18 protein-coding genes are annotated in these 20,466 nt (G+C 66.8%); 7 read left to right on the top strand and 11 right to left on the bottom strand.

Features of this window, described 5'->3' with window-relative positions:
• Positions 1 to 83 precede the first annotated feature (83 nt).
• Both KPL76_RS08080 and KPL76_RS08075 read left to right on the top strand, forming a co-directional pair.
• Positions 84 to 1,010, top strand: a complete 927-nt coding sequence (locus KPL76_RS08080) for an LLM class flavin-dependent oxidoreductase (RefSeq protein WP_216332104.1) — start codon at positions 84 to 86, stop codon at positions 1,008 to 1,010.
• 57 nt (positions 1,011 to 1,067) lie between these two features.
• Entirely contained in the window at positions 1,068 to 2,168 is a 1,101-nt protein-coding gene (locus KPL76_RS08075; RefSeq protein WP_216332102.1) for a 2-phospho-L-lactate transferase CofD family protein, read from the top strand.
• A gap of 246 nt (positions 2,169 to 2,414) precedes the next feature.
• Here KPL76_RS08075 and KPL76_RS08070 read toward each other — a convergent pair whose 3' ends face one another.
• On the bottom strand, positions 2,415 to 4,037 hold the full coding sequence (locus KPL76_RS08070) for an MFS transporter (protein WP_216332100.1): 1,623 nt from the start codon (positions 4,035 to 4,037) through the stop codon (positions 2,415 to 2,417).
• A 172-nt stretch (positions 4,038 to 4,209) separates the two neighbouring features.
• Positions 4,210 to 4,818, bottom strand: a complete 609-nt coding sequence (locus tag KPL76_RS08065) for a PadR family transcriptional regulator (RefSeq protein ID WP_216332098.1) — start codon at positions 4,816 to 4,818, stop codon at positions 4,210 to 4,212.
• Between the two features lie 87 nt (positions 4,819 to 4,905).
• Between KPL76_RS08065 and KPL76_RS08060 the strand changes: the two genes are divergently transcribed.
• On the top strand, positions 4,906 to 5,670 hold the full coding sequence (locus KPL76_RS08060; RefSeq protein ID WP_216332096.1) for an amino acid deaminase: 765 nt from the start codon (positions 4,906 to 4,908) through the stop codon (positions 5,668 to 5,670).
• A gap of 126 nt (positions 5,671 to 5,796) precedes the next feature.
• On the opposite strand, the gene cofC is transcribed toward KPL76_RS08060, so the two are convergent.
• The 5 genes from cofC to KPL76_RS08035 form a co-directional block, all read right to left on the bottom strand.
• Entirely contained in the window at positions 5,797 to 6,453 is a 657-nt protein-coding gene (cofC, locus tag KPL76_RS08055; RefSeq protein WP_216332094.1) for a 2-phospho-L-lactate guanylyltransferase, read from the bottom strand.
• Positions 6,450 to 7,346 (bottom strand): coenzyme F420-0:L-glutamate ligase, encoded by an 897-nt coding sequence (locus KPL76_RS08050; protein ID WP_216332092.1) that lies wholly within the window; start codon positions 7,344 to 7,346, stop codon positions 6,450 to 6,452. Before KPL76_RS08050 ends, cofC begins: the two co-directional genes overlap by 4 nt.
• A 1-nt stretch (position 7,347) precedes the next feature.
• Positions 7,348 to 8,349 carry a TIGR03557 family F420-dependent LLM class oxidoreductase gene (locus tag KPL76_RS08045; RefSeq protein WP_216332090.1) on the bottom strand — a complete coding sequence of 334 codons (1,002 nt, stop codon included), beginning with the start codon at positions 8,347 to 8,349 and terminating at the stop codon, positions 7,348 to 7,350.
• Positions 8,350 to 8,480: 131 nt separating this feature from the next.
• On the bottom strand, positions 8,481 to 8,966 hold the full coding sequence (gene coaD / locus KPL76_RS08040; protein ID WP_216332088.1) for a pantetheine-phosphate adenylyltransferase: 486 nt from the start codon (positions 8,964 to 8,966) through the stop codon (positions 8,481 to 8,483).
• Entirely contained in the window at positions 8,963 to 9,121 is a 159-nt protein-coding gene (locus KPL76_RS08035; RefSeq protein ID WP_216332086.1) for a hypothetical protein, read from the bottom strand. Before KPL76_RS08035 ends, coaD begins: the two co-directional genes overlap by 4 nt.
• Before the next feature lie 73 nt (positions 9,122 to 9,194).
• On the opposite strand from KPL76_RS08035, the gene KPL76_RS08030 reads away from it, so the two are divergent.
• Complete coding sequence (locus KPL76_RS08030; RefSeq protein ID WP_216332084.1) at positions 9,195 to 10,274, top strand: hypothetical protein; 1,080 nt, start codon at positions 9,195 to 9,197, stop codon at positions 10,272 to 10,274.
• Between the two features lie 41 nt (positions 10,275 to 10,315).
• Here KPL76_RS08030 and KPL76_RS08025 read toward each other — a convergent pair whose 3' ends face one another.
• Positions 10,316 to 12,691: an ATP-dependent DNA helicase RecG gene (locus tag KPL76_RS08025; RefSeq protein WP_216332082.1), complete on the bottom strand. Its 2,376-nt coding sequence runs from the start codon at positions 12,689 to 12,691 to the stop codon at positions 10,316 to 10,318.
• A gap of 94 nt (positions 12,692 to 12,785) precedes the next feature.
• On the opposite strand from KPL76_RS08025, the gene rsmD reads away from it, so the two are divergent.
• Together rsmD and KPL76_RS08015 are read left to right on the top strand one after the other, a co-directional pair.
• A complete protein-coding gene (rsmD, locus tag KPL76_RS08020; protein WP_216332080.1) occupies positions 12,786 to 13,373 on the top strand; it encodes a 16S rRNA (guanine(966)-N(2))-methyltransferase RsmD in 588 nt (195 codons plus the stop codon).
• Positions 13,374 to 13,470: 97 nt separating this feature from the next.
• The gene (locus tag KPL76_RS08015; RefSeq protein WP_216332078.1) at positions 13,471 to 15,213 is read left to right on the top strand and encodes an MDR family MFS transporter; all 1,743 of its coding nucleotides are present in this window, start codon (positions 13,471 to 13,473) and stop codon (positions 15,211 to 15,213) included.
• Positions 15,214 to 15,335: 122 nt separating this feature from the next.
• Here the strand turns inward: KPL76_RS08015 and KPL76_RS08010 are convergent, their stop codons facing one another.
• Positions 15,336 to 16,514 carry a thiamine-monophosphate kinase gene (locus KPL76_RS08010; RefSeq protein WP_216332076.1) on the bottom strand — a complete coding sequence of 393 codons (1,179 nt, stop codon included), beginning with the start codon at positions 16,512 to 16,514 and terminating at the stop codon, positions 15,336 to 15,338.
• 23 nt (positions 16,515 to 16,537) lie between these two features.
• Here KPL76_RS08010 and KPL76_RS08005 point away from each other — a divergent pair, with 23 nt between their 5' ends.
• Complete coding sequence (locus tag KPL76_RS08005; protein ID WP_216332074.1) at positions 16,538 to 17,113, top strand: DUF3515 family protein; 576 nt, start codon at positions 16,538 to 16,540, stop codon at positions 17,111 to 17,113.
• A 348-nt stretch (positions 17,114 to 17,461) separates the two neighbouring features.
• On the opposite strand, the gene KPL76_RS14745 is transcribed toward KPL76_RS08005, so the two are convergent.
• Both KPL76_RS14745 and KPL76_RS07995 read right to left on the bottom strand, forming a co-directional pair.
• A complete protein-coding gene (locus KPL76_RS14745; RefSeq protein ID WP_253201951.1) occupies positions 17,462 to 19,279 on the bottom strand; it encodes an HNH endonuclease signature motif containing protein in 1,818 nt (605 codons plus the stop codon).
• A 517-nt stretch (positions 19,280 to 19,796) separates the two neighbouring features.
• On the bottom strand, positions 19,797 to 20,438 hold the full coding sequence (locus tag KPL76_RS07995; protein WP_216332072.1) for a LysE family translocator: 642 nt from the start codon (positions 20,436 to 20,438) through the stop codon (positions 19,797 to 19,799).
• Positions 20,439 to 20,466: the final 28 nt, after the last annotated feature.

Here is a 20,466-nt window from a genome sequence, read left to right as displayed (position 1 = left end):
TTCAGACTGCCGAGCCCAGCTCTTGAGACGCGGAATGGTGTTACTTCCTGGGCACTGTGCAGAGGGCTGGGTACGCTGGAGCGATGCGATTAGGAATCGTCATCCTGCCCCAGGACCCCTGGCCGGAGGCCCGCCGCAAGTGGATGCTCGCCGATGAATTCGGCTTCGACCACGCGTGGACGTACGATCACCTCTCGTGGCGCAGCCTCGCCGACGAGCCCTGGGGCGCAACCGTACCGACACTCACCGCCGCAGCGGTCGTCACCGAACGCATCCGGCTCGGCACTTTCGTCTCGTCGCCGAACTTTCGCCACCCGGTGCCGTTCGCAAAAGAGCTCACCACACTCGACGACATCTCAGGCGGCCGGATGCTCGTGGGCATCGGCTCCGGAGGAACGGGTTTCGACGCCTTCGTGCTGGGCCAGCCCGCGCTGACGCCGCGTGAACGGCACGAGAGGTTCGCCGAGTTCGTGGGGGGTCTCGACGCGCTGCTGCGGTTCGAGCATCCGGATTCGAGTGTCGGCGGCGCGGATAGTGGGACGGACACGGGCAACGAAGCGGGCGCAGGCATCAGCTTCACCGGCTCGTGGTTCACCGCCCACGAGGCTCGGATGGTCGGCACTCCGGCGCAGCAGCCACGGGTGCCATTCGTGCTCGCGGCCAATGGCCCGAAGGGCCTGGCACTCGTTGCGGAGCACGGCCAGGGGTGGGTGACAACCGGCGCTGACGGCGCGGTTGGCGAGGAGTGGTGGTCGGCGGTGCGGGAGCTGGGACTGCGCCTCGACGACGCCGCAGGGAGGGCCGGGCGCGACCCAGCCACTATCGACCGGTACCTGTCTCTCGACTCGGGCGGGCGGTTCTCGCTCGAAAGCGTGGCGGTGTTCGAGGATCTGGTGGGCCGGGCATCCGATCTCGGTTTCACCGACGTGATCAGCCACTGGCCGCGGGCAGACGGCATCTACGCGGGCCGCGAAGACGTGCTCATCGAGGTCGCGTCGCGCCTGGTGTGATTCACGCGCCTGATCGCGGGAGACGGCCCGGCAGCGAAACAGTGTCAGGATTGACCAGTGAAGATCACGGTTTTGGCTGGCGGCGTTGGCGGGGCGAGGTTTCTGCGGGGGCTGCGCGAACACCTCAGGGAGACGCTGCCCGACGGGGTGGGCGGAACCACCGCTGAGGTCACCGTGGTCGTCAACACCGGTGACGACCTGTGGCTCACGGGATTGCGGGTCTGCCCCGACCTCGACTCGATCATGTACACCCTCGGCGGCGCGAATGACGAGACACGGGGCTGGGGCCGGCTCGGCGAGTCTGAGCGCGTCAGTGCCGAGCTGACGGCCTACGGCGTCGGCTGGCCGTGGTTCACCCTCGGCGACCTCGACCTCGGCACGCACATCACCCGCTCGCACCTGCTGCGCGAGGGTCTGACTCTCAGTGAGGCGACGGCGCAGATCACGGCCCGCTGGGACCTCGGCGTGCGGCTGCTGCCGATGAGCGACCAGCCCGTCGAGACCCACGTCGTGGTCGCCGACGATTCCGACGCAGGGATTGGCACAGGCACTGGCGGTGGCACTGGCTGTGGCACTGACTCCGCTGCCGGCGCTGGTGCTGATGCGGGAATCCGCACACGTACCATGCACTTCGAGGAGTGGTGGGTGCGCTACCGCGCCACTCTCCCCGCGCTGCGCTTCGAGCAGCACGGCATCGAGAGCGCCCTCGCCGCTCCCGGAGTGGTCGAGGCCATCACCGGTGCCGACGTGGTGCTCTTCGCGCCGTCGAACCCCGTGGTCTCGATCGATACGATCCTGGCCGTGCCGGGCATCCGTGACGCCCTTCAGGCAACGGCGGCACCGGTCGTCGGCGTCTCGCCGATCATCTCCGGGGCGGCTGTTCGGGGTATGGCGCACGCCTGTCTCAGCGCGATCGGGGTCGAAACGGCGGCGGATGCTGTGGCCTTCCACTACGGCGCCCGGCGAGGCGGAGGCGTGCTCGACGCCTGGCTCATCGACGACACCGATGCCGCGCTGGCTGCCGTGGTCGAGGCCGCGGGCGTCTCGGTTACGACGACCCCGCTGTGGATGAACTCGGTCGCGCACACGGCGGCCATCGCGGCGACGGCACTCGCCACGGCCCGCGCCACCGCCCGCACGCTCCCGCCCCGCGGCTGACGCGTCGCGCCTGGCTGCCTCTCCCGCGCGCAAAATCGTTGGAGCTTCGCGAGCAGCGGCGCTGCATAGCGGCTACGTGGCGGGTTTCTCCGACGATTCTGCCGCAACCCGCGCGCGGCAGCGCAACACGAGAACGGGCGGAGATTCGGCACGGCGCCGCCTCAGAGGGCTCGCCTGCTCGAATCTCCGCCCGTTCTCGCGCTGGGCCAGCGCTGGGTCAGCCTCGGGTCAGCGCCGGGTCGCGTACTAGGCCGAGTGCTTCGCCCCTGCAGGCGCCGCTCCTGCGGCTGCCGGCGGCCGGCCGGGCTGCTGCACGCGCTTCGGTAGCGCGAAGACGAGAAGCACCGCGACCACGGCGAAGATCGCGCTGACGAGCATGGCCGACGCTGCCGCCGAGCCGAACCCGGTGGCGACATCGGCGGGAGTGTGGCCGGTGATGGTGATCGAACCGAACAGCACACTGCCGATGACGGCGATGCCGACCGCGCTGCCGATGCGCTGGATCGCGCTGATCACGCCGCTGGCCGCACCAGCCTCAGCGCGGTCGACCGTCGCGACGATGAACTGCGCGTTCGGGGCGATGAAGAGACCGTTACCGACGCCCGCAATGAGCAACGGCAGCACGAGCTGCCACACCGAGAGGTCGGGCCCCTTCGTCAGCAGCAGAACCAGCCAGAGCCAGATGAGCCCGACGGCAACCAGCACGGTGCCGATCAGCAGCACGGTTCGACCGAGGCGCTGGGTCAGGCGGTTGCTCTGGGAAGAACCCACGATGCTGCCGATCGCAAACGGCAACGAGACGACCCCGGACTCAAGAGCACTGTGGCCGAGCCCGGCCTGCCACAGGATCGAGATCGTGAAGAAGATGCTGGTGAATGCCGCGAAGTAGACGAGTGCCAGAATCACGCCACCGGTGAAAGCGGGGTGGGCGAACAGTCGGGGCGGGACAAGCGGGCTGTTGCCGCGCTTCGTGTAGGCGACCTCCCAGAACCCGAATGCAGCGATGAGCACGATGCCGAGCGCGATGGTGAGGTAGGTCCAGAGCGGCCACCCCGCGTCCTGCCCTTGGATGAGCGGAACGAGAAGCGCAACGAGCCCACCGGAGATCAGCACAAGCCCGATCCAGTCGATTCCCGAGTTGGCGGGTCGCGCAGCACCGGAAGTGGTCGACGGTGCGGCGGAACCGGTCTTCAGCGAAGCCGGGTGCGAGGCACCCGCGGCCTGCCGCGAGACGGCGTCGGCAGTTTCTCGGCTGGGCAGCAGGATGGCGGCCGCGATGAGCGTCGCCACACCGATCGGCAGGTTCACCCAGAACACGAGGCGCCAGCCGTTCTCATTGCCGAAGGCCTGGATGATCAGCCCGCCCACAATCGGCCCCAGGGCTGACGACACACCGATCACGGCGCCCATGATCGCGAAGGCTTTTCCGCGCGCCTGGCCCGGGAAGAGGGTCTGGATGAAAGCCGTCACGGCCGGCACGAAGATACCGCCGGCCAAGCCCTGCACGACCCGCGCGACGACGAGCTGCGTGTCGTTCTGGGCGATTCCGCACGCAACGCTTGCTGCGGTGAACAGGGCCAGCCCGGTGAAGAACACCCACTTGTGACCGATGCGGTCGCCCACGCGGCCCGCCGGAATGAGCGCCAGACCGAACGCGAGAGCGTAGCCCGAGATGATCCACGACAGGGTCGACTCCGAGGCATTGAGGCTCGTGCGGATCGTGGGGAGGGCGACGTTGACGATCGTGGTGTCGAGCAATGCCATGAACATGCCCGCAAGCAGCACGATGAGCGCCTGCCAGGCCTGACGTGGCACAGCCGGCGGGGCGTACGCCGCGGAGGTGCCGGCGCGGGACGTTGGTGAAGTCATGATGGATCGGCCTTTCGTACCCGACTGTGGTTCAGCCGGATGGGTGGTGATGAGCGTTGTTCTGGTGGGAGAGATTCTGGGAGGTGGGGTTCTGGCGAGAGGGGTTCTGGCGGGAGGGGTTCTGGCGGGCGGGGTTCTGGTCGGCCGAACTCTTGGCCGACCGCTGGTGTGACTAGCCGGTGCTCGGCGAGCGGGGAGAGGATTCGGGGAGGGGGTCGGGGTTGCCGTGCCGTGCGCGCTCGTCGGCGATGAGCTCAGGCAGCCCGCCGAGCAGCGTTTCAAGCCAGCTGATCTCGGCGCGAATGCGGTGCGTGCGGTGCTCCAGCGCCCACGATTCGCTCACCGTGATGTGGGGCGCAGCACGCTGGTGCGCGACGAGAGCGTCGGCCAGCACGTCAGTGAGAGCGACCAGGCGGCCCTCGAGAACGGGCTGCAGGTCATCCAACCGGGTTCGGTCCAGACGGGTGAGTGCCAGGTCGAAGGGGTCGGGCTTGATGTGCACCTGCTCCAGGCCCTCGCGGCGCTCTTCGTCGAGCGCCACCCTGCCCGTCGCGCTGATCGCGTAGACCTGGCGTTCGGGGTAACCGCCCTCGCGTTCGGTGCGCACCACGTCGATCAGGCCGTCGGCCGCCAGCCGCTTGATGGCACCGTAGATCGCGCCGACACTGATGTCGGTCCACATGTGCACGCGCTCCTGTTCGGCGAGCAGGCGGAGCTGGTGACCGTGCAGCTCGCCGTGCTGGGAGAGGGACCCCAGAATGAAGAGCCGGATCGATGACATGCGACTACTCTCGCATGACTAGTTCTGCGCGTCAAGATCAGCGGACGCGCAGGTGACGATGTGTGCCCCGGCTCGTACGATGGGTGGATGACGGCTCCTGTCTCCTTCGCAGAAGAGCTCCATCGGGCATCCATGGCGCTGGTCTCCACCGATTCAGACACCGCCGTGCAGAGAATCCTGCAGGACGACACACCCCTTCTCCTCGCGAAGCTCGCTGCAGACCGGGCGGCTGGCTCGTTCGCTCACTGGGGCCTCTCGACGGTGATCGACGAAAACCTCCACGCGCCCGTCGTGGGGCGCACTCTCTTCGAGACCCTGCACTCGCTGGCCGGGCTGAGCGCCGAATGGCCGGTCGGCAATGCGGGCGTTCTGCATCTCTACGGCTACCTGCTCTCGTCGATCACGACTCCATATGGCCTCAAACGCGAGCGCTGGGTCACCGATGAGTTGAGCAGTGCCGTGGGGCGATCGTCGAGCTTCGTGAGCAGCTCCGGCGGGTCCGGATGGCTGCAGGAGGTGACGGGGGCGCTTGTACCGATTCTGCAGAATCCGGAGACACTCGAAGGCCGAGCCCGCGCACGGTGTGTCGTCGATGAGTTCGCGCCCGACGAGCGCGAAGAGGTGTTCCGTGCGGTCTACGTCGCGGGGATCGCGGGCTCGAGTGCCGTCGTCTACGGCGTTCTGCTCGGCGGGCGGCTGCGGCTCATCACCGCGTTTCCGGTCGCCGCGACAACCGAGGGCTGGCTCGCCTCCGTCACCGCCGAACCTCCCCGGCTTCGCTACAACGCAGTCGCCCACGAACTGCCCCCACGCTCACCGCTGGCTCCGAACCGCGAGATCCGACGCCTCTGACCTCGGAAAGTAGGCCGCGGGGTTTTCGATACAGCTCGATGGCCCTACCGCTGAAGCACGGCTTCATCGGCGCCGGCGTCGCACTGGGCATCCACCGCACGCTCGCCACCGGCTCCAGCGCGCCCTTCAACCAGAGTGGGGTGCACTCTGAAGCGCAAGAAGCTGGCTCGTATGGGGACCGAAGCTCCCCCGCAGCCGATGCAGGTCCTCAGGAGTGTCGACATCCTGTCTCGCCGTGGAGCCCGAGCGCACAACGAGTCGAACCATGCCGCTGTCGGCATGCGCGTGCGCAGAATGCTGCCCGAAGCGCGGCACCACCGTCACTCCGGGCTTCGCGGTGATGGTCGTCGTGCCTGTTCCCTGTTCGTCGGCCACGAAGGCGAGTGGATGCCCGGCTGCCGCCTCGAGCACATCCTCGACGTCGGCGGTGGTCAGCGCGGGCAAGTCTGCCGTCATGGCGGCGACCATCGCATCGGGGTGACGGAGGCGGGCTTCAGCGATTCCGGCGGTTATCGCCCCGTTGAGCCCGGCGCGCGGATCGTCCACGAGAATCGCGCCCAGGCCAGCCAACGCCACTGCGGCGACGGCATCCCCGGTCACGACGATCACCTCGCGCACTTCTGCCGCGGCAGCGATGGCCGTGACCGCATCGAGGGCGAAAGCAAGCGCGAGCTCGCGGCGCTGCTCGCCGCTGAAGCCTGCCTCCATGGTCCACGCGGCTGCAAGCCTGGTCTTCGATTCCGTCGACCCCTTGACGGGTACGACCACGACCCAGCCCGTCACGAGACCGTGGCTCCGTCGCCTGCGTTCGCGGTCGACCCGGTGGTACGCCCGGAGACATGCTCCTCCCGGAGTCCCGCGGCCCGGCCAGCGGCGAATCCCTCGGCGAACGCCGCGTCGAATCCCTCTGCACGACCCTTCTGGAATCCCTCGTCGATCGCTTCATCGGTGCCGAGCCGGAACATGTCGCCTGGCCCTGTGCGGTTCAGGGCGCGAGCGGGCGTGTCCAGCGACGGTGTCACGTAGTGCGAGAGCCCGCGGACGAGTGCCACGGGTACGCCGCTCGCCTTGCCCTTGATCAGGTCGCCAGCTGCAGCGAGTTCGTCGGCGACCGCGATCTGGGTGACGATCAGGGGCTGCCCGAAGGTGTCGGTGCCCCCACGCAGGTCGTCGAGCACGCGAACACCGGCAGAGCCGATCGCCGCGTCGGTCTGGCCCTCGCGCCAGGCCCGCCCGAGAGTGTCAGAGATGACGACCCCGAGTTCGACTCCGAATCGCGATCGGAGGGCGGTTGCGATGGCTCGTGCTGACGCGTCAGGGTCGACGGGCAGCAGGAGCACCGTACCGGCGGGAGTATTGCTGGAGTCGACCCCGGCTGCGGCCTGCACGATCCCCTGCCGGTTCTCGACGATTCTCGTCACGCCACCGGGGTGCGCGCGGGTGGCGACCACGCGAACGGTTTCGGCCGTGATGGCAGCCTCACGGTCATCCGCCAGCACACTGCGACCTTCGGCCTTGGAGACGATCTTGCTCGTGACGACCAGGATGTCGCCGGCTTCGGGCACCAGTTCGCTGGAATCCATTGCACTGCCGATGAGTTCGGCGAGGTCATCGCCCGCCACTACCTCGGGTATGCCTTCAACGGCATACACCGCGAAGAACGCTGGGGTGCCCACGCTAGCACTTCAGCTTCGGCAGAACGTCGCGGCCGAAGACCTCGATCCACTCGGCCTGGTTGCGGCCGACGTTGTGCAGGTAGATGCGATCGAACCCGAGATCGACGAACCGCTGGATGTGCGCACGGTGCACGTCGGGGTCACTCGAGATGACCATGCGTCCCTCGAAGTCCTCGGGGCGAACGAGCTTTGCCATCTGTTCGAACTCGAACGGAGAACGGATATCGGCCTTCGGGAACCTCATGCCGCCGTTCGGCCACTCGACCATCGCGTTCGTCAGGGCATCCTTCTCGTCTGGTGCCCACGACAGGTGCAGCTGAAGAACCTTGGGCATCGAGTCGGGGTCTCTGCCCGCGTCGCGCGCACCCTCGCCGAACCTGGCGAACAGGCCAGCGATCTTCTCCAGCGGAGCGCCGACGGTGATGAGCCCGTCGGTGTGTCGACCGGCTCGCTTGGCGGTCACGGGACCTGCGGTGGCCACGAGGATCTCGGGGGCGACTTCCGGCATGGTCCAGAGCCGGGTGGACTCGAGCTTGTAGAACTCGCCGCGATGCTTGACGTCTTTGCCAGCGAGGGAGGCAGTGAAGAGTTTGTTGATGATGTCGATGGCTTCGAACATCCGGTTGATTCTCTCGGGCGTCTCCGGCCAGTACTGGCCGACGATGTGCTCGTTCAGGGCTTCCCCCGAACCCAGCCCGAGCCAGTGACGGCCCGGGTACATCGCGGCCATCGTCGCCGAGGCCTGCGCGATCATCGCGGGGTGCCAGCGGAACGTGGGGGCCGTCACTCCCGGGCCGAAGTCACCCTTCGTGCGCTCACCGACGGCGGCCAGAACGTTCCAGACGAACGAACTCTGGCCCTGCTGCGGCACCCATGGCTGAAAGTGGTCTGCTGCCATCACACCGCTGAACCCGTCCTGCTCGGCCAGAACGCTGAGGGCGACCGCCTCCGTCGGGTGGAACTGTTCAAGCATTGCGGCATAGCCGACCTGGAGTTCAGTCATCCGTCAATTCTGCCACTCGCGGTCACGGCCGAAGCCCGTCACGGGAGGCGTGCACAGCGCGGACTGCGGCCTGCGGGAAGCGGGCATCGAGGGCGCAGCGGCACACCCGGGGCCTGCTGCGGGAGCGCACCCTACTCGTGGGCCTCGAGGAAGGCAGCGACGGCCGCAGGCACGTAGGGCGCAACGTCGCCACCCAGCGACGCCACCTGCCGCACGAGCGAACTCGAGACATGCGCGTGCGCCGGGTCTGGGAGCAGGAAGACGGTCTCGACGCCCGCGAGGTTGCGATTCACGATGGCCATCGGCGTCTCGTACGAAACGTCGACCTGCGAGCGGATGCCCTTGACCAGCACTTTCGCGCCGACCTCCACGCAGTAGTCGACCAGGAGCCCGACGCTCCACGACGTCACCAGAATGTTGGCCGGGAGCCCTCCGTCGACGATCGCCTGCTGGATGAGCGACACCCGCTGCGCGATCGGGAGGAGTGCGGTCTTCGACGGGTTGTGCACCACCAGCACGTGGACCTCGTCGAAGATTCCTGCGGCACGCCCGATGACGTCGAGGTGCCCGAGGGTCACGGGGTCGAACGAACCGGGGACGACAGCGATCGTGCTCATTCGTTCAGGGTAGCAAGCTGGGGCAACCAGAAGACGCACTGTTGCACCTTGGTCACGATGCGGCGCAAGCCGGGGTCGGTGACCGGGCTCAGCAGTATGGTCTGAAAGAGAGACGCCAGGGCCATGCCAGTGCGAATCCAGGGGGAAGCAGACATGCCAAGGACCAACCAATCGATTCGGGGGTCTCGACGAGCCCGATGGGCCCCCGCGCACCCAGGGCGGCGATGGATGATCGGGGCTGCCCTCGCGGCCAGCGTGACACTCATTTCGGCCTGTTCCTCAGTCGCTTCGGTACCGACTCCCAGCCAGGCCTCACCGGCCCCGACCCCGACGACCCCCGCGACTCCCCTGGCATCGCTGACTCCGACTGTTCGCGTTCCGCTGGGCTGCGACCAGGTGCTCTCGCAGGCTGACGCAGAAGCAGCAACGGGCATGCCCATGACCGCGAGCCCACCCATCACCTTCACAAATCCCACGATCTACGTCGACCAGCGGGTGGGTTCGCTCGAATGCGGTTGGCAGACACCGACGAACGGGCCAGGAACGCCCGCTTCGTCGGTGACACTCCTCATCATGCCCGGCGTAACGAGAGAGGCCTTCCTCGGCGAAGCCGCAGGCGAGGGCTGGTCACGTGCGACGCCTGCTCCCACACTGGGTGACGACGTACGACGCGGGTGCGATCCTCAATCTGCCGACTCCAGCGGCTGCCACTACATCGCCTTCACCGGCGAATACGGGATCACCCTCGCCGTCTCGGTCGCCGCAGACTCACCGGCAGCTGCGGAGGCGACCGCTTCCGGGGACGCGCTCTTCACTGGGCTCCTCACCACTGTCGCGGCGGCTCCTGCCTCTGCGCCGCTGTGGCAGCCGCAGGGGCCCAGCCTCAGAGGCGCCCGGAGCTGCGACGACATTATCTCCACTGATACGCTCGCCGCGGTGACCGAATCCCCGCCCCTCGAGATATACAAACAGGAAGCCGGGGAGTACGCCAATTCGAACTTCAACGCTGCCGCCCAGACGAGTGCGTACTTCTGCAGCTGGACTTCACAGTCCATCGCCGGAGGCGCGTGGGTCTCGGTGATACCCGGCGGCGCAAGCTACTTCGAAGACTCGAAGCGGGCCTATCCCGGGCTCACCTGGGAACTCACGGGCGGATACCCGGGAGAGGCCTACCTCACCACAACTGACGGCGCGACAACGGTCAACATGCTGGTCGACAACGGCTGGATCAAGATCGTGCTGAGTGACGACAAGGCACCGCTTCTCCCCGCTCTGGCAGCACAGGTCTACGCGAACGTCGGGCCCTGACCCGCCGCTCGCGTCGAAGGTCTTCAGACCCAGGACACAACTCAGCTCTTCGCGAGAAAAGACCGGTCACTCTCGCTGAGCCGACGGTCGAGAGCCTGGGCGAGCTCCGGATGCCCGGCGAGCGCCGGGTCGGATTCAAGCAGCTCGCCCGCGGCCTGCCGGGCCTCGCCGATCAGTTCGCCGTCGGTGATCACTTTGAGCAGCCGGAGCTTCGATCGTCCACCCGACTGCGAGCTGCCGAGCACATCGCCTTCGCGCCGCAGCTGTAGGTCGATCTGGGCGAGCTCGAAGCCGTCGAGGGTCGAGGCGACGGCGTCGACCCTCTCACGGGCGAGCGACTCGGGCTCGGCACTGGTGACGAGAAGGCAGAGCCCGGGCACCGATCCGCGACCCACGCGACCACGCAACTGGTGCAGTTGTGAGACACCGAAGCGGTCAGCATCCATGACCACCATGGTGGAGGCGTTCGGCACGTCGACACCGACCTCGATGACGGTGGTGGCCACCAGCACGTCGATGTCACCGGCGGCGAACGCGAGCATGGTCTGCTCTTTCTCGTCGGTGCTCATGCGCCCGTGGAGCGGTTCGATGCGCCGGCCGGCGAGAAGCGGGTTGGCCCTGATCTCGGCCAGCATCTCGGCGACGTTCGCCACCGGGCGGGCGGGCGGCGCTTCGGGTGGGGCGACACGCTCTTCGCCGCGCTTGCGCGGGCCGACCCGCGGGCCGACCACGACGACGGGCACCGAATTCGTGGATTCGCCCGGTGCCTCGAGCTGCTGGCCGGCCTCGGTGGCGGTCGGGTCGATGGCCGGGCACACCACGAAGGCCTGCCTGCCGAGCTCCAGTTCTTCAGCGGTGCGCTGCCAGATGCGGTCGACCCAGCCGGGCTTCTCAGCCAACGGCACGACAAAGGTGGAGATTCCCTGCCTGCCGGCTGGCAGCTCGGCGATCGTGCTGATGTCGAGGTCACCGAAGACGGTCATGGCGACCGTGCGGGGAATCGGGGTCGCGGTGAGAACGAGCACGTGGGGCGGCTGGGCACCCTTCGACCGGAGCGCCTCGCGCTGTTCGACCCCGAAACGGTGCTGCTCGTCGACCACGACGAGGCCGAGGTCGTAGAACTGCACAGCATCGCTCAGCAGGGCGTGTGTGCCGATGACGATCTGCGCCTGCCCTGACACCATTCGGAGCAGGGCCTTCCGGCGCTGGGCCACGGGCACCTGGCCGGTGTGGAGGGTGGGCACGAGGGCCGCGGAGAGGTCGGGGCCGAGGGTCTTCACGATGGAGCGGAGGTGCTGCGAGGCCAGAACCTCTGTGGGCGCGAGCAACGCAGACTGCCCGCCGGAGTCGGCGACGGCGAGCATCGCACGCAGTGCGACAATCGTCTTGCCCGAGCCGACCTCGCCCTGGATCAGTCGGTTCATCGGCTCACCCCTGGCCAGGTCATCTGTGATCTCGGTGCCGACGAGCTTCTGGTCGCCGGTCAGTGTGAACGCGAGCGCCTTGTCGAAGCGTTCGAGGTACCCGCCCGGTTTGGCGACGCGGGGCAGGGCCTTCTGAGCGTGCGCCGTTCGGCGCTGCAGGAGGAGCGCCGTCTGCAGAACGAACGCCTCCTGGAACTTCAGTGCGTCATGCGCGCGGCGCCAGTCACTGTCGCGCTCGGGCAGGTGGATGCCTCGAAGCGCGGTGAGGTAGTCGACGAACCCACGCTCTGCCCGCACAGCGGCGGGGACAGGGTCGCCGAGAGAATGGAGGGAACCGACGACGAGCTCCATCGACCGCTGGATCTGCCAGCTCGAAATCGTCGACGTGGCCGGGTAGATGGGAATCGGCAGTTCGGCCCAGCGCTTTGCCCCGCCATCGTCTGGCTCGCCGAGTACCAGATCGGTGAACAGCTCGTAGTCGGGGTGCGCGAGCTGCAGGGCACCGCGATACGCCGAGACCTTGCCCGCGAAGATGCCGCGCACGCCGGGGCGGAGTTCTTTGGCCCGCCAGGCCTGGTTGAAGAACGTCAGGGTCAGGATGCCCCGGCCATCGGTGATCGAGACCTCGAGTATGGAGCCGCGGCGCGACTTCATCGTTCGCTCCCGCACGTCGCGTACCTCGGCGACGATGGTCACCGATTCGTCGATCGGCAGCTCGTTGAGTGCGGTCAGCTCACCCCGGCGGGCGTACCGCCTCGGGTAGTACGACACCATGTCGCCGATGGTCTCGATGCCGAAGGCCTTCTCGAGCGGCGCCGCAGTTCGGCCGCCGAGCACGGTGGTGAGCTTGCGATCGAGTGGCGACCCATGGTCGAGGGTAGCTGTGGCCCGCGGACCGGTGCGGCCACGAGGCTCGGGCAGAGTGGTGATGCTCGGCACCCGCGGGTCACTGTCACCGGCGGTGTCTGCCGAGGGCGGTGGGGGCGTAAGCATACGCCCGATTCTAGGCTCAGGGTCTGACACCGCAAGGCGCACCGCAACGCGCACCAGACGCGCGAAGCCAGCCCATTCGACTATGGTGCAGGCTGTGACACGAATAATTGCCGGGTTCGCCGGTTCGCAGAAGCTTTCCGTGCCCTCATCGGGAACACGCCCCACGAGTGACCGCGTTCGCGAAGCCATCTTCTCGGCGCTCGAGGCCCGCGAGGTGATTCAGGGCTCTGCGGTTCTCGACCTCTATGCGGGTTCCGGGGCGCTCGGGCTCGAGGCCGCGAGCCGCGGCGCCGCCGAGGTCACCCTGGTGGAGAAGAACCCCGCGGCAGTGAAGGTGGCGAAGAGCAATGCTGCGATCATCCAGAAGGCCGCGGCCGTTCGGGGAGCTCTCGCCAGCGGCCAGCTGAAACCACGCATCAGCGTGGCCCCCCAATCGGTGCTGGCGTTCCTGCGAGCCACGCCGGCGAGTTTCGACCTCGTCTTCATCGACCCGCCCTACGACCTCCCCGAGGCAGAACTCGCCGAGGCACTGGTGGCGGTCGCCGAGCACGTGACACCGGATGCCCAGATCGTCGTCGAGCGCACCTCGAGGTCGCCCGAGCCGGCCCTCCCAGCGTCTCTCACCCTCGACCGCCGCAAGGATTACGGCGAAACGACCCTCTGGTGGATCAGCACGGCGTAGACACGACCTGCAGCCAGCGCGGGCCAATAGTGCACCATAGGCTCAGGTAGGCAAGTTTGCGCTTGTGTAATCTTGCATGGTGTGCAATTATTTACGCATGAGTACATCAGTTCCCGCACGCGCCACATCGGGCAGCCACAGATTAACCCCGCCCGAATCGACGCCAGCCAGCGCCGCGGCGAAGCGAAACATCCTTCTCGTCTTCGCCGGCCTCATGGTCACCATGCTTCTCGCGTCGCTCGACCAGACCATTTTCAGCACCGCACTTCCCACGATCGTGGGCGAGCTCAATGGCGTCGACCACATGCTCTGGGTGACGACGGCCTACATCCTGGCCTCGACCATCATGCTGCCGGTCTACGGCAAACTCGGCGACCTCATCGGTCGCAAGGGTCTGTTCATCGCTGCGATCAGCCTCTTCATCGCGGGCTCCGTCGTCGGAGGTCTTTCGGGCGACATGACATCGCTCATCGTCGGGCGCGCCATCCAGGGTTTCGGTGGCGGTGGCCTGATGATCCTCTCGCAGGCGATCATCGCCGACGTCGTCCCGGCCCGCGAGCGCGGCAAGTACATGGGGATCATGGGCGGCGTGTTCGCCCTGTCGAGCGTCGCCGGCCCGCTGCTGGGTGGCTGGTTCACCGAGGGCATCGGCTGGCGCTGGGCGTTCTGGATGAACATTCCTCTGGGCATCCTCGCCATCGTCTCTGCCGTCGCCTTCCTGCACCTGCCGAAGGGTTCGCAGAGCAAGCCTCGCCTCGACTACGCCGGAATGGTCACCCTCGCACTGGCATCGACCGGCCTTGTGCTACTGAGCGTCTGGGGCGGCACCACCTACGCCTGGGATTCGATCGAGATCGTCGCCCTGATCGCCGCAACCGTGGTCGCCGCGTTCACCTTCGTGATGATCGAGCGGCGAGCCTCCGAGCCGATCATGCCGCTGCACCTGTTCAAGGACCGCAACTTCAACCTGACCACCGGTGCCGGCCTGATCATCGGTGTCGCCATGTTCGGCGCTCTCGCGTACCTGCCGACGTACCTGCAGATGGTCACCGGGGCCAACGCCACACAGGCCGGCCTCTTGATGATCCCGCTGATGGCCGGCTTGCTCGTCACGTCGATCGGCTCCGGTCAGCTGGTGAGCCGCACGGGGCGCTACAAGTTCCTGCCGATCATCGGTACGTTCATCACCGCGGTGGCACTGCTCCTGTTGTCGACCATGACGCCCTCGATGCCGGTCTGGATCATCTGCGCCTACCTCGCGGTGATGGGCATCGGGCTCGGCATGTGCATGCAGATCCTGATCCTGATCGTGCAGAACTCGTTCCCGCTTCGCGAGGTCGGCACGGCCACCGCGTCGAACAACTACTTCCGCCAGATCGGTGCCTCTCTCGGCACCGCCGTGGTCGGGTCGCTGTTCGCCAACAAGCTCGCGTCGCTCCTGCTCGAACGGATGCCCGCCGGAGCCGGCTCGTCGGGTGGCAGCAACTCCTTCACACCTGACATCGTGCGAAATCTCCCCACGGCCGTTCGTGACGTCATCATCAGCTCCTACAACGACGCACTCACACCGGTGTTCCTCTACCTGGTGCCCCTGGTGCTGCTTGCCACCGTGCTGCTGTTCTTCGTGAAGGAGAAGCCGTTGGCCACCACACTCGACCGCAGCGAGGTTCTCGCTGACTCGCTCGAAGTCGATGGGGCTTCACGTGTGTCGCTGGGCGAGGGTGCTGCTGAATCGGTCACAGCGGGCAGGAGTGCGGCACCTGCCTCAGCGGCCGATGCCGACGCCGAACTGGCCGAGATCGTCGACCACGACAGGGCAGGCGTACCACCGACGAGGTGATGAGTCGAAGCTGCTCGCGGGCGCCGCTGGCCACGATTCGATCTGACGTCATCGGTTCGTGCAGTCAGCGGCGCTCTCTCGCTGCATGATCGGGTGCAGCTTCACGACCGGCAGCGCGAGCCTCAGCCCACGCCGCCGTTCCAGTCGGCGAAGGGGTCCCAACCCCCGGGCCTGACGTAGGCTTCGCCGCCGACGGTGACGAGTGGATGCCCGGGGGCCCGGCCCCGCACCTCGCCGATGACACGGAATTCCGGCGGCAATTCCTGGCCTGCTGGAAACGTGGCCAGCAGCGCGTGGTCCTCTCCCCCACAGAGCACGAAATCCCGCGCGCGTGCACCGACTACGACGTCGACCTCCCGCAGGGCATCGGCCTCGGCTTCGATGGCCTCATGGAAGAGTTCCAGAGAGCATCCACTCGCCGTCGCAATGCGGCCGGCATCGAGCACGAGCCCGTCGGAGACGTCGAGCATGGCCGTCGCGCCCGCGAGAGCAGCCTGTGGTCCCGCCGCAAGCGGAGACGTGGGGGCGAGCTGCGCATCGACGAGGGAGCGATGCGCAGCCCTGACGGTGCGACCCAGAACGTCATCGGGCTCGCGTTCAGAGCGTGGTTCGCATGGACCCGGCCCGGATGGTGGGCTCGGCTCACCCGTTGCGCCCGGCCCGCCGCTGCCGCTCGATGTTCGAGTTGTTGTGCGGGTTGCCTGGTCGAACAGGAGCCAGATGCCAGCGCCCGCGCGCCCCAGGTCGCCCGCGACTGCGACGACGTCGCCCGGCTGAGCGCCCGCGCGAGTGACCGGGCCCCGCCCGTCGAGGTCACCGAAAGCCGTGACAGCCAGCGTCAGCGTCTTCGACACGGAGAGGTCGCCGCCGACGACTCCCGTTCCGGGTGACAGTTCGGCGCACGCATCACGTAGTCCATCTGCGATGCCTTCGAGCAGCGCCACGGGAGTGTGGAGCGGCGCGGCGATGGCGACCACCAGCGCTGAGGGGGTTGCCCCCATCGCCGCGACATCGGCGAGGTTCGACACGGCCGCCTTCCACCCGAGATCGTGTGCGGTCGACCACGCCAGCCTGAAGTCCGGCCCATGGATCATCATGTCTGTCGTGACGACGAACCGGCCATCCGGTGCCGCCACCACTGCGGCGTCGTCGCCGGGCCCGAGCAGCGCGCTCGTGGCCGCCGGAAGCCTCGGGAAGATCCTCTTCAGTGTTTCGACTTCACCGATCGACACGACGGTGTCGACGGGTGCAGACGCGCGGGGCGCAACCGGAAGCTGAGGGTCTGCCCCATGAGTACTCACTCGTAAACGGTAGCCTGTCAGTGATGCTCGCCCGTAAACGTCTTCTGATTCCCGGTGCCCTGGTGACCGGCCTTCTCGCCTTAGCGCTCAGCGGGTGCACGCCCACCATCGCCCTGGATCCTGCCACCGCGGCCACCGACCCGGGTTGCGCCGAGATCATGGTTCGACTCCCCAGCTCGGTGGCGAGTCAGGAGTCCCGCGAGACGAACGCGCAGGCCACCGCGGCCTGGGGTTCTCCCGCATCAGTGCTTCTGCGGTGCGGCGTCACTCCCTACGGACCGACCACTCTGCCCTGCGACGACGTCTCAGGGATCGACTGGATCGAAGACGACTCCAAAGCACCGTCGTACACCTTCACCACCTTCGGTCGGGTTCCGGCAACCGAGGTCATCATCGATTCGAACGCCGTCTCCGCCTCCACCGCGCTGGTCGACCTGCAGAGTGCCATCGCTGCGGTACCCCAGACCAACAAGTGCCTGAACGCCACGGATCTCCAGGGAATCGCTCCAACTGCAGGCTCGAACACGACCGCGCCTGCACCAACAGGCACCCCTGCACCCTTCACGCTCGACACGCCCACCCCGACGCCTGCTGGCTGACCGCGTCGGCGATTGCATCGAGAATTTCGGGGAGGTTTCACGTGGAAGCGTCGCGACTCAACTGGATCGGTGCCCTTGCCCTACTGGCAATCCGATCATTAGCCTTGTGGCTTCTCATACCCCTGGGATTCATCGTCTGGATATTCATCGGATACTCGCTCGATATGCGTGGGGCAACGCTCGGACACTGGCTGGGTTGGCTCGATCAGAATTTCGTGGTCTTCATGGTTCGACGCGTAGTTCGTCCGTTTCTTCAAGGACCGTTACCAAGCTATATGCCGTGGAATCGAATTGAAGATGTTGACCATCGAATACGCCTCTTCGACGCGTATTGATCAGTCTGGATTCTCAAAACGGCGCGTCTGTCCTGGCTTCTGGGCCAGCTGCAGCCGAACTAGGCCGTGTGTCAGCTCCACCACGCTCACCGTGCACTTCGCGCACCACTGAGGTCAACTGAGAGCCACTGGATGCCACGGGTTCGGTGTCTCTGGCGGGTGTGGTGGTGTAGTCGTGGCCGTGGGGTGAGGTCCAGTGCAGGGTTCGGTCTTGGCCGGTTCTGACTTTCCAGCGGGTTTCGTGTTTGAGGTGGTGGTGTTTCGGGCACAGATGTGCCAGGTTCGCCGCCGCGGTCTGGCCCCCGGCCGCCCAGTCGTGGGTGTGGTCGAGTTCGCAACGGTGCGCCGCTGCAGCGCAGCCCGGGAACCGGCAGCTCTCATCCTCGATCTGTAACGCGGTTCGAAGATCAGCCGGCGGCCGGTACCGTTTCCGCCCGACGGAGAGGGTTGCCCCGGTTTCGGGGTGGGTCAGCAGGCGGATGAAGGACGGCGCGTGCCGGGCCAACTCCCGCGCGGTCTCCGCGTCGATCGGGCCGTACCCGGCAAGATCGCCGGGCTCGTCGGTGTGCCCGAGCAGCGTCATCACGGGCACCGTCACGATCACCGTCGGACGCACCCCCCGACCCACCACCCGTACCGACGATCGGGTCGACCCGGTCGCGTCACGGCCACGCGCATCGTTGGCAGGAGCATCGCTCGCCTGAGCATCGTCAGCCTGGACGCACCCAGGCCCTTCATGCGCATCTCCAGCGCGCTGATCGTGGGCGAACTGGTCTGTGCTCGCATCCGGGGTGGTGCGCTGCGCGTTCGGAGCGTGTGAGGTGATGGCACCAGAACCCGCCTGTTCCGGGTCGCTTGTCAGGGTGGCCGAGTCGAGGATGAGGTCGGTGAGCACGTCGGAACGCAACTGTGCGTGGGTGCGCGTCTCTTCGGGCGATTTCAGGCCCCGGGCGAGGGCGTCGACGCTCTCATCGATCTGCACCGCGACCGCCGCGGGGAGGTAGTGCGTCAGCCACGCCATACCGTCACGGGCCGGCTCGAACCGCACACACCTGTCGCCGGCCGCTTTCACCCGCCGGGCGACCATCGACTCCGGGTGGAGGCGCTCCCGAAGCTTTCTGGCCTTCACCCCGAACTGCGCCGCCGTCGAGGACACCGCCGAGGGTAACGCTGCGCCCTCGAACGTCAGCCTTGCCTCCTCGGGCAACGACTGGGCATTGTCGACCATGACCTGAACATGCCGGTAACTGATGAACCCGCCATCCAACGCCTGAAACGTCGATGGCAACCCCGAACACAACGCCTCGCTCTCAGTCAGCAGCCGGTGCACACTCGCCTCCGGGACCCGCAACGCACATCCCAACTCCGCGACCAGAGACCGCAACACCAGGCTGTCCCGCTGCACCCGGGTACCGGTCTCGAGAACCGACGCCGTCAATACCAACTCCTCCGCAGCGAGAGCGAGCCGGCGGGTCTCCTCGACCAGACGCGCCCGACGCGCCATCAGCGCCGAGATATCCGCCTCGACCTCGACCACCGCCTCCACCGCCCGACTCACCCCATCACGAAGGACCGCAAACGACGAACGAGAACCAGAGGATTGAGAAGAAGAAGAAGCACCCACCCCATGGCGTTCCGCACCACCAGAACCCCGAGCATCCACCGATTCAGGCTCAGGCTCAGCGAACATCACTGCCTCGGCAGCCTTCTCCGCGGTCACCGATGCGAACAGTGCCTCATCACGAACCATGCCCGAATACACCTCAGACAGAAGCGCCTCCACAGCCGCGCTGCGAGGGAACACCTCGACCAGATTCGAATCAATGAGCATACATCAATACTACACTGTCGAAGATATGTTCGACAAGCTCGGCAATGATCGACAGACAAAACCCCGGTTTCGATACGGCGCTCTGCGCCTACTTAACCAGCGACACCAGCACGGCACACCCGGTTTCGATACGGCGCTCCGCGCCCACTCGACCAGCGACACCAGCCACTAATACGACCGCAAGGCGCCGTTCAGGCCAGGCCCGGTCAGTCACGAACCTGCCCCGACCTGCCATCCGAATTAGTCAACTCGAAGAACAGGACAACGGCTTCAATCTGCTGGCCATCCGAGACCCGACATCCGAGATCCCAGATCCGAGACCCTACATCCCAGATCCGAGACCCGACATCCGAGACCAGGACACCGGAAACCGGATACCGAGGCCAGCTGGCTGACACTGCCCAGCCGCGGCGTCCGCGACACCGTTGATCATCCGCTAACCAGATCGCTGAAAGGCGAAGCCCGAACTCAAGACCGAGGCCTGACCCGTGACCACTGACCACTCACCAGCCCAGCGCTACGTCTTGTTGCCTGCGACCGCGAGCACTCCGCCGAGGCCGATCATCATGACGCCGCCGCCAGCCCCCGTGCGGGCGACCCGCTTGGGGTCACGAGCAAACCAGGCGCGCAATGAGCCGGCGGTGAACGCCCAGACGCTGTCGCTGACCAGCGAGATCGCAAAGAAGATCAACCCGAGAACAGCCATCTGAACAGAGATGGAGCCGGCTTCACGACTCACGAACTGCGGCAGCACAGCGACGAAGAAGACGATCGTCTTCGGGTTCGTTGCACCCACGACAAAACCCTCACGAACAAGCCGGAAGGCCGACGGCGGTCTCTTACCACTCGGGTCAGCCGTGTCGACATGAGCGTTCCGGTGGCGGATCGCCTGCACGCCGAGATAGACCAGGTACACAGCCCCGGCGAACTTGATGATCGTGAACACGACCACCGATTCGGCCACAATCGCACCGACTCCCAGCGACACGAGAGCGATGGCAGGCAGCATCCCGAGCGCGTTGCCGACGACGCTCAGAAACCCGCCCCTTCGGCCGAGTGAGAGAGATCGGCCGACGACGAAGAGCACGCTGGGGCCGGGAATGACGATCAGGGCAAGCGCGACGAGGGCGAAGGCCCCCGCATTGGCTGCAGGAATCACGCTCGCTCCTCTCGGTCTCGCAGCGATG

Origin of the sequence: Subtercola sp. PAMC28395 (assembly GCF_018889995.1) — a bacterium.
Lineage (GTDB): Bacteria > Actinomycetota > Actinomycetes > Actinomycetales > Microbacteriaceae > Subtercola.
This window is presented reverse-complemented; position numbering and strand designations above follow the sequence as displayed.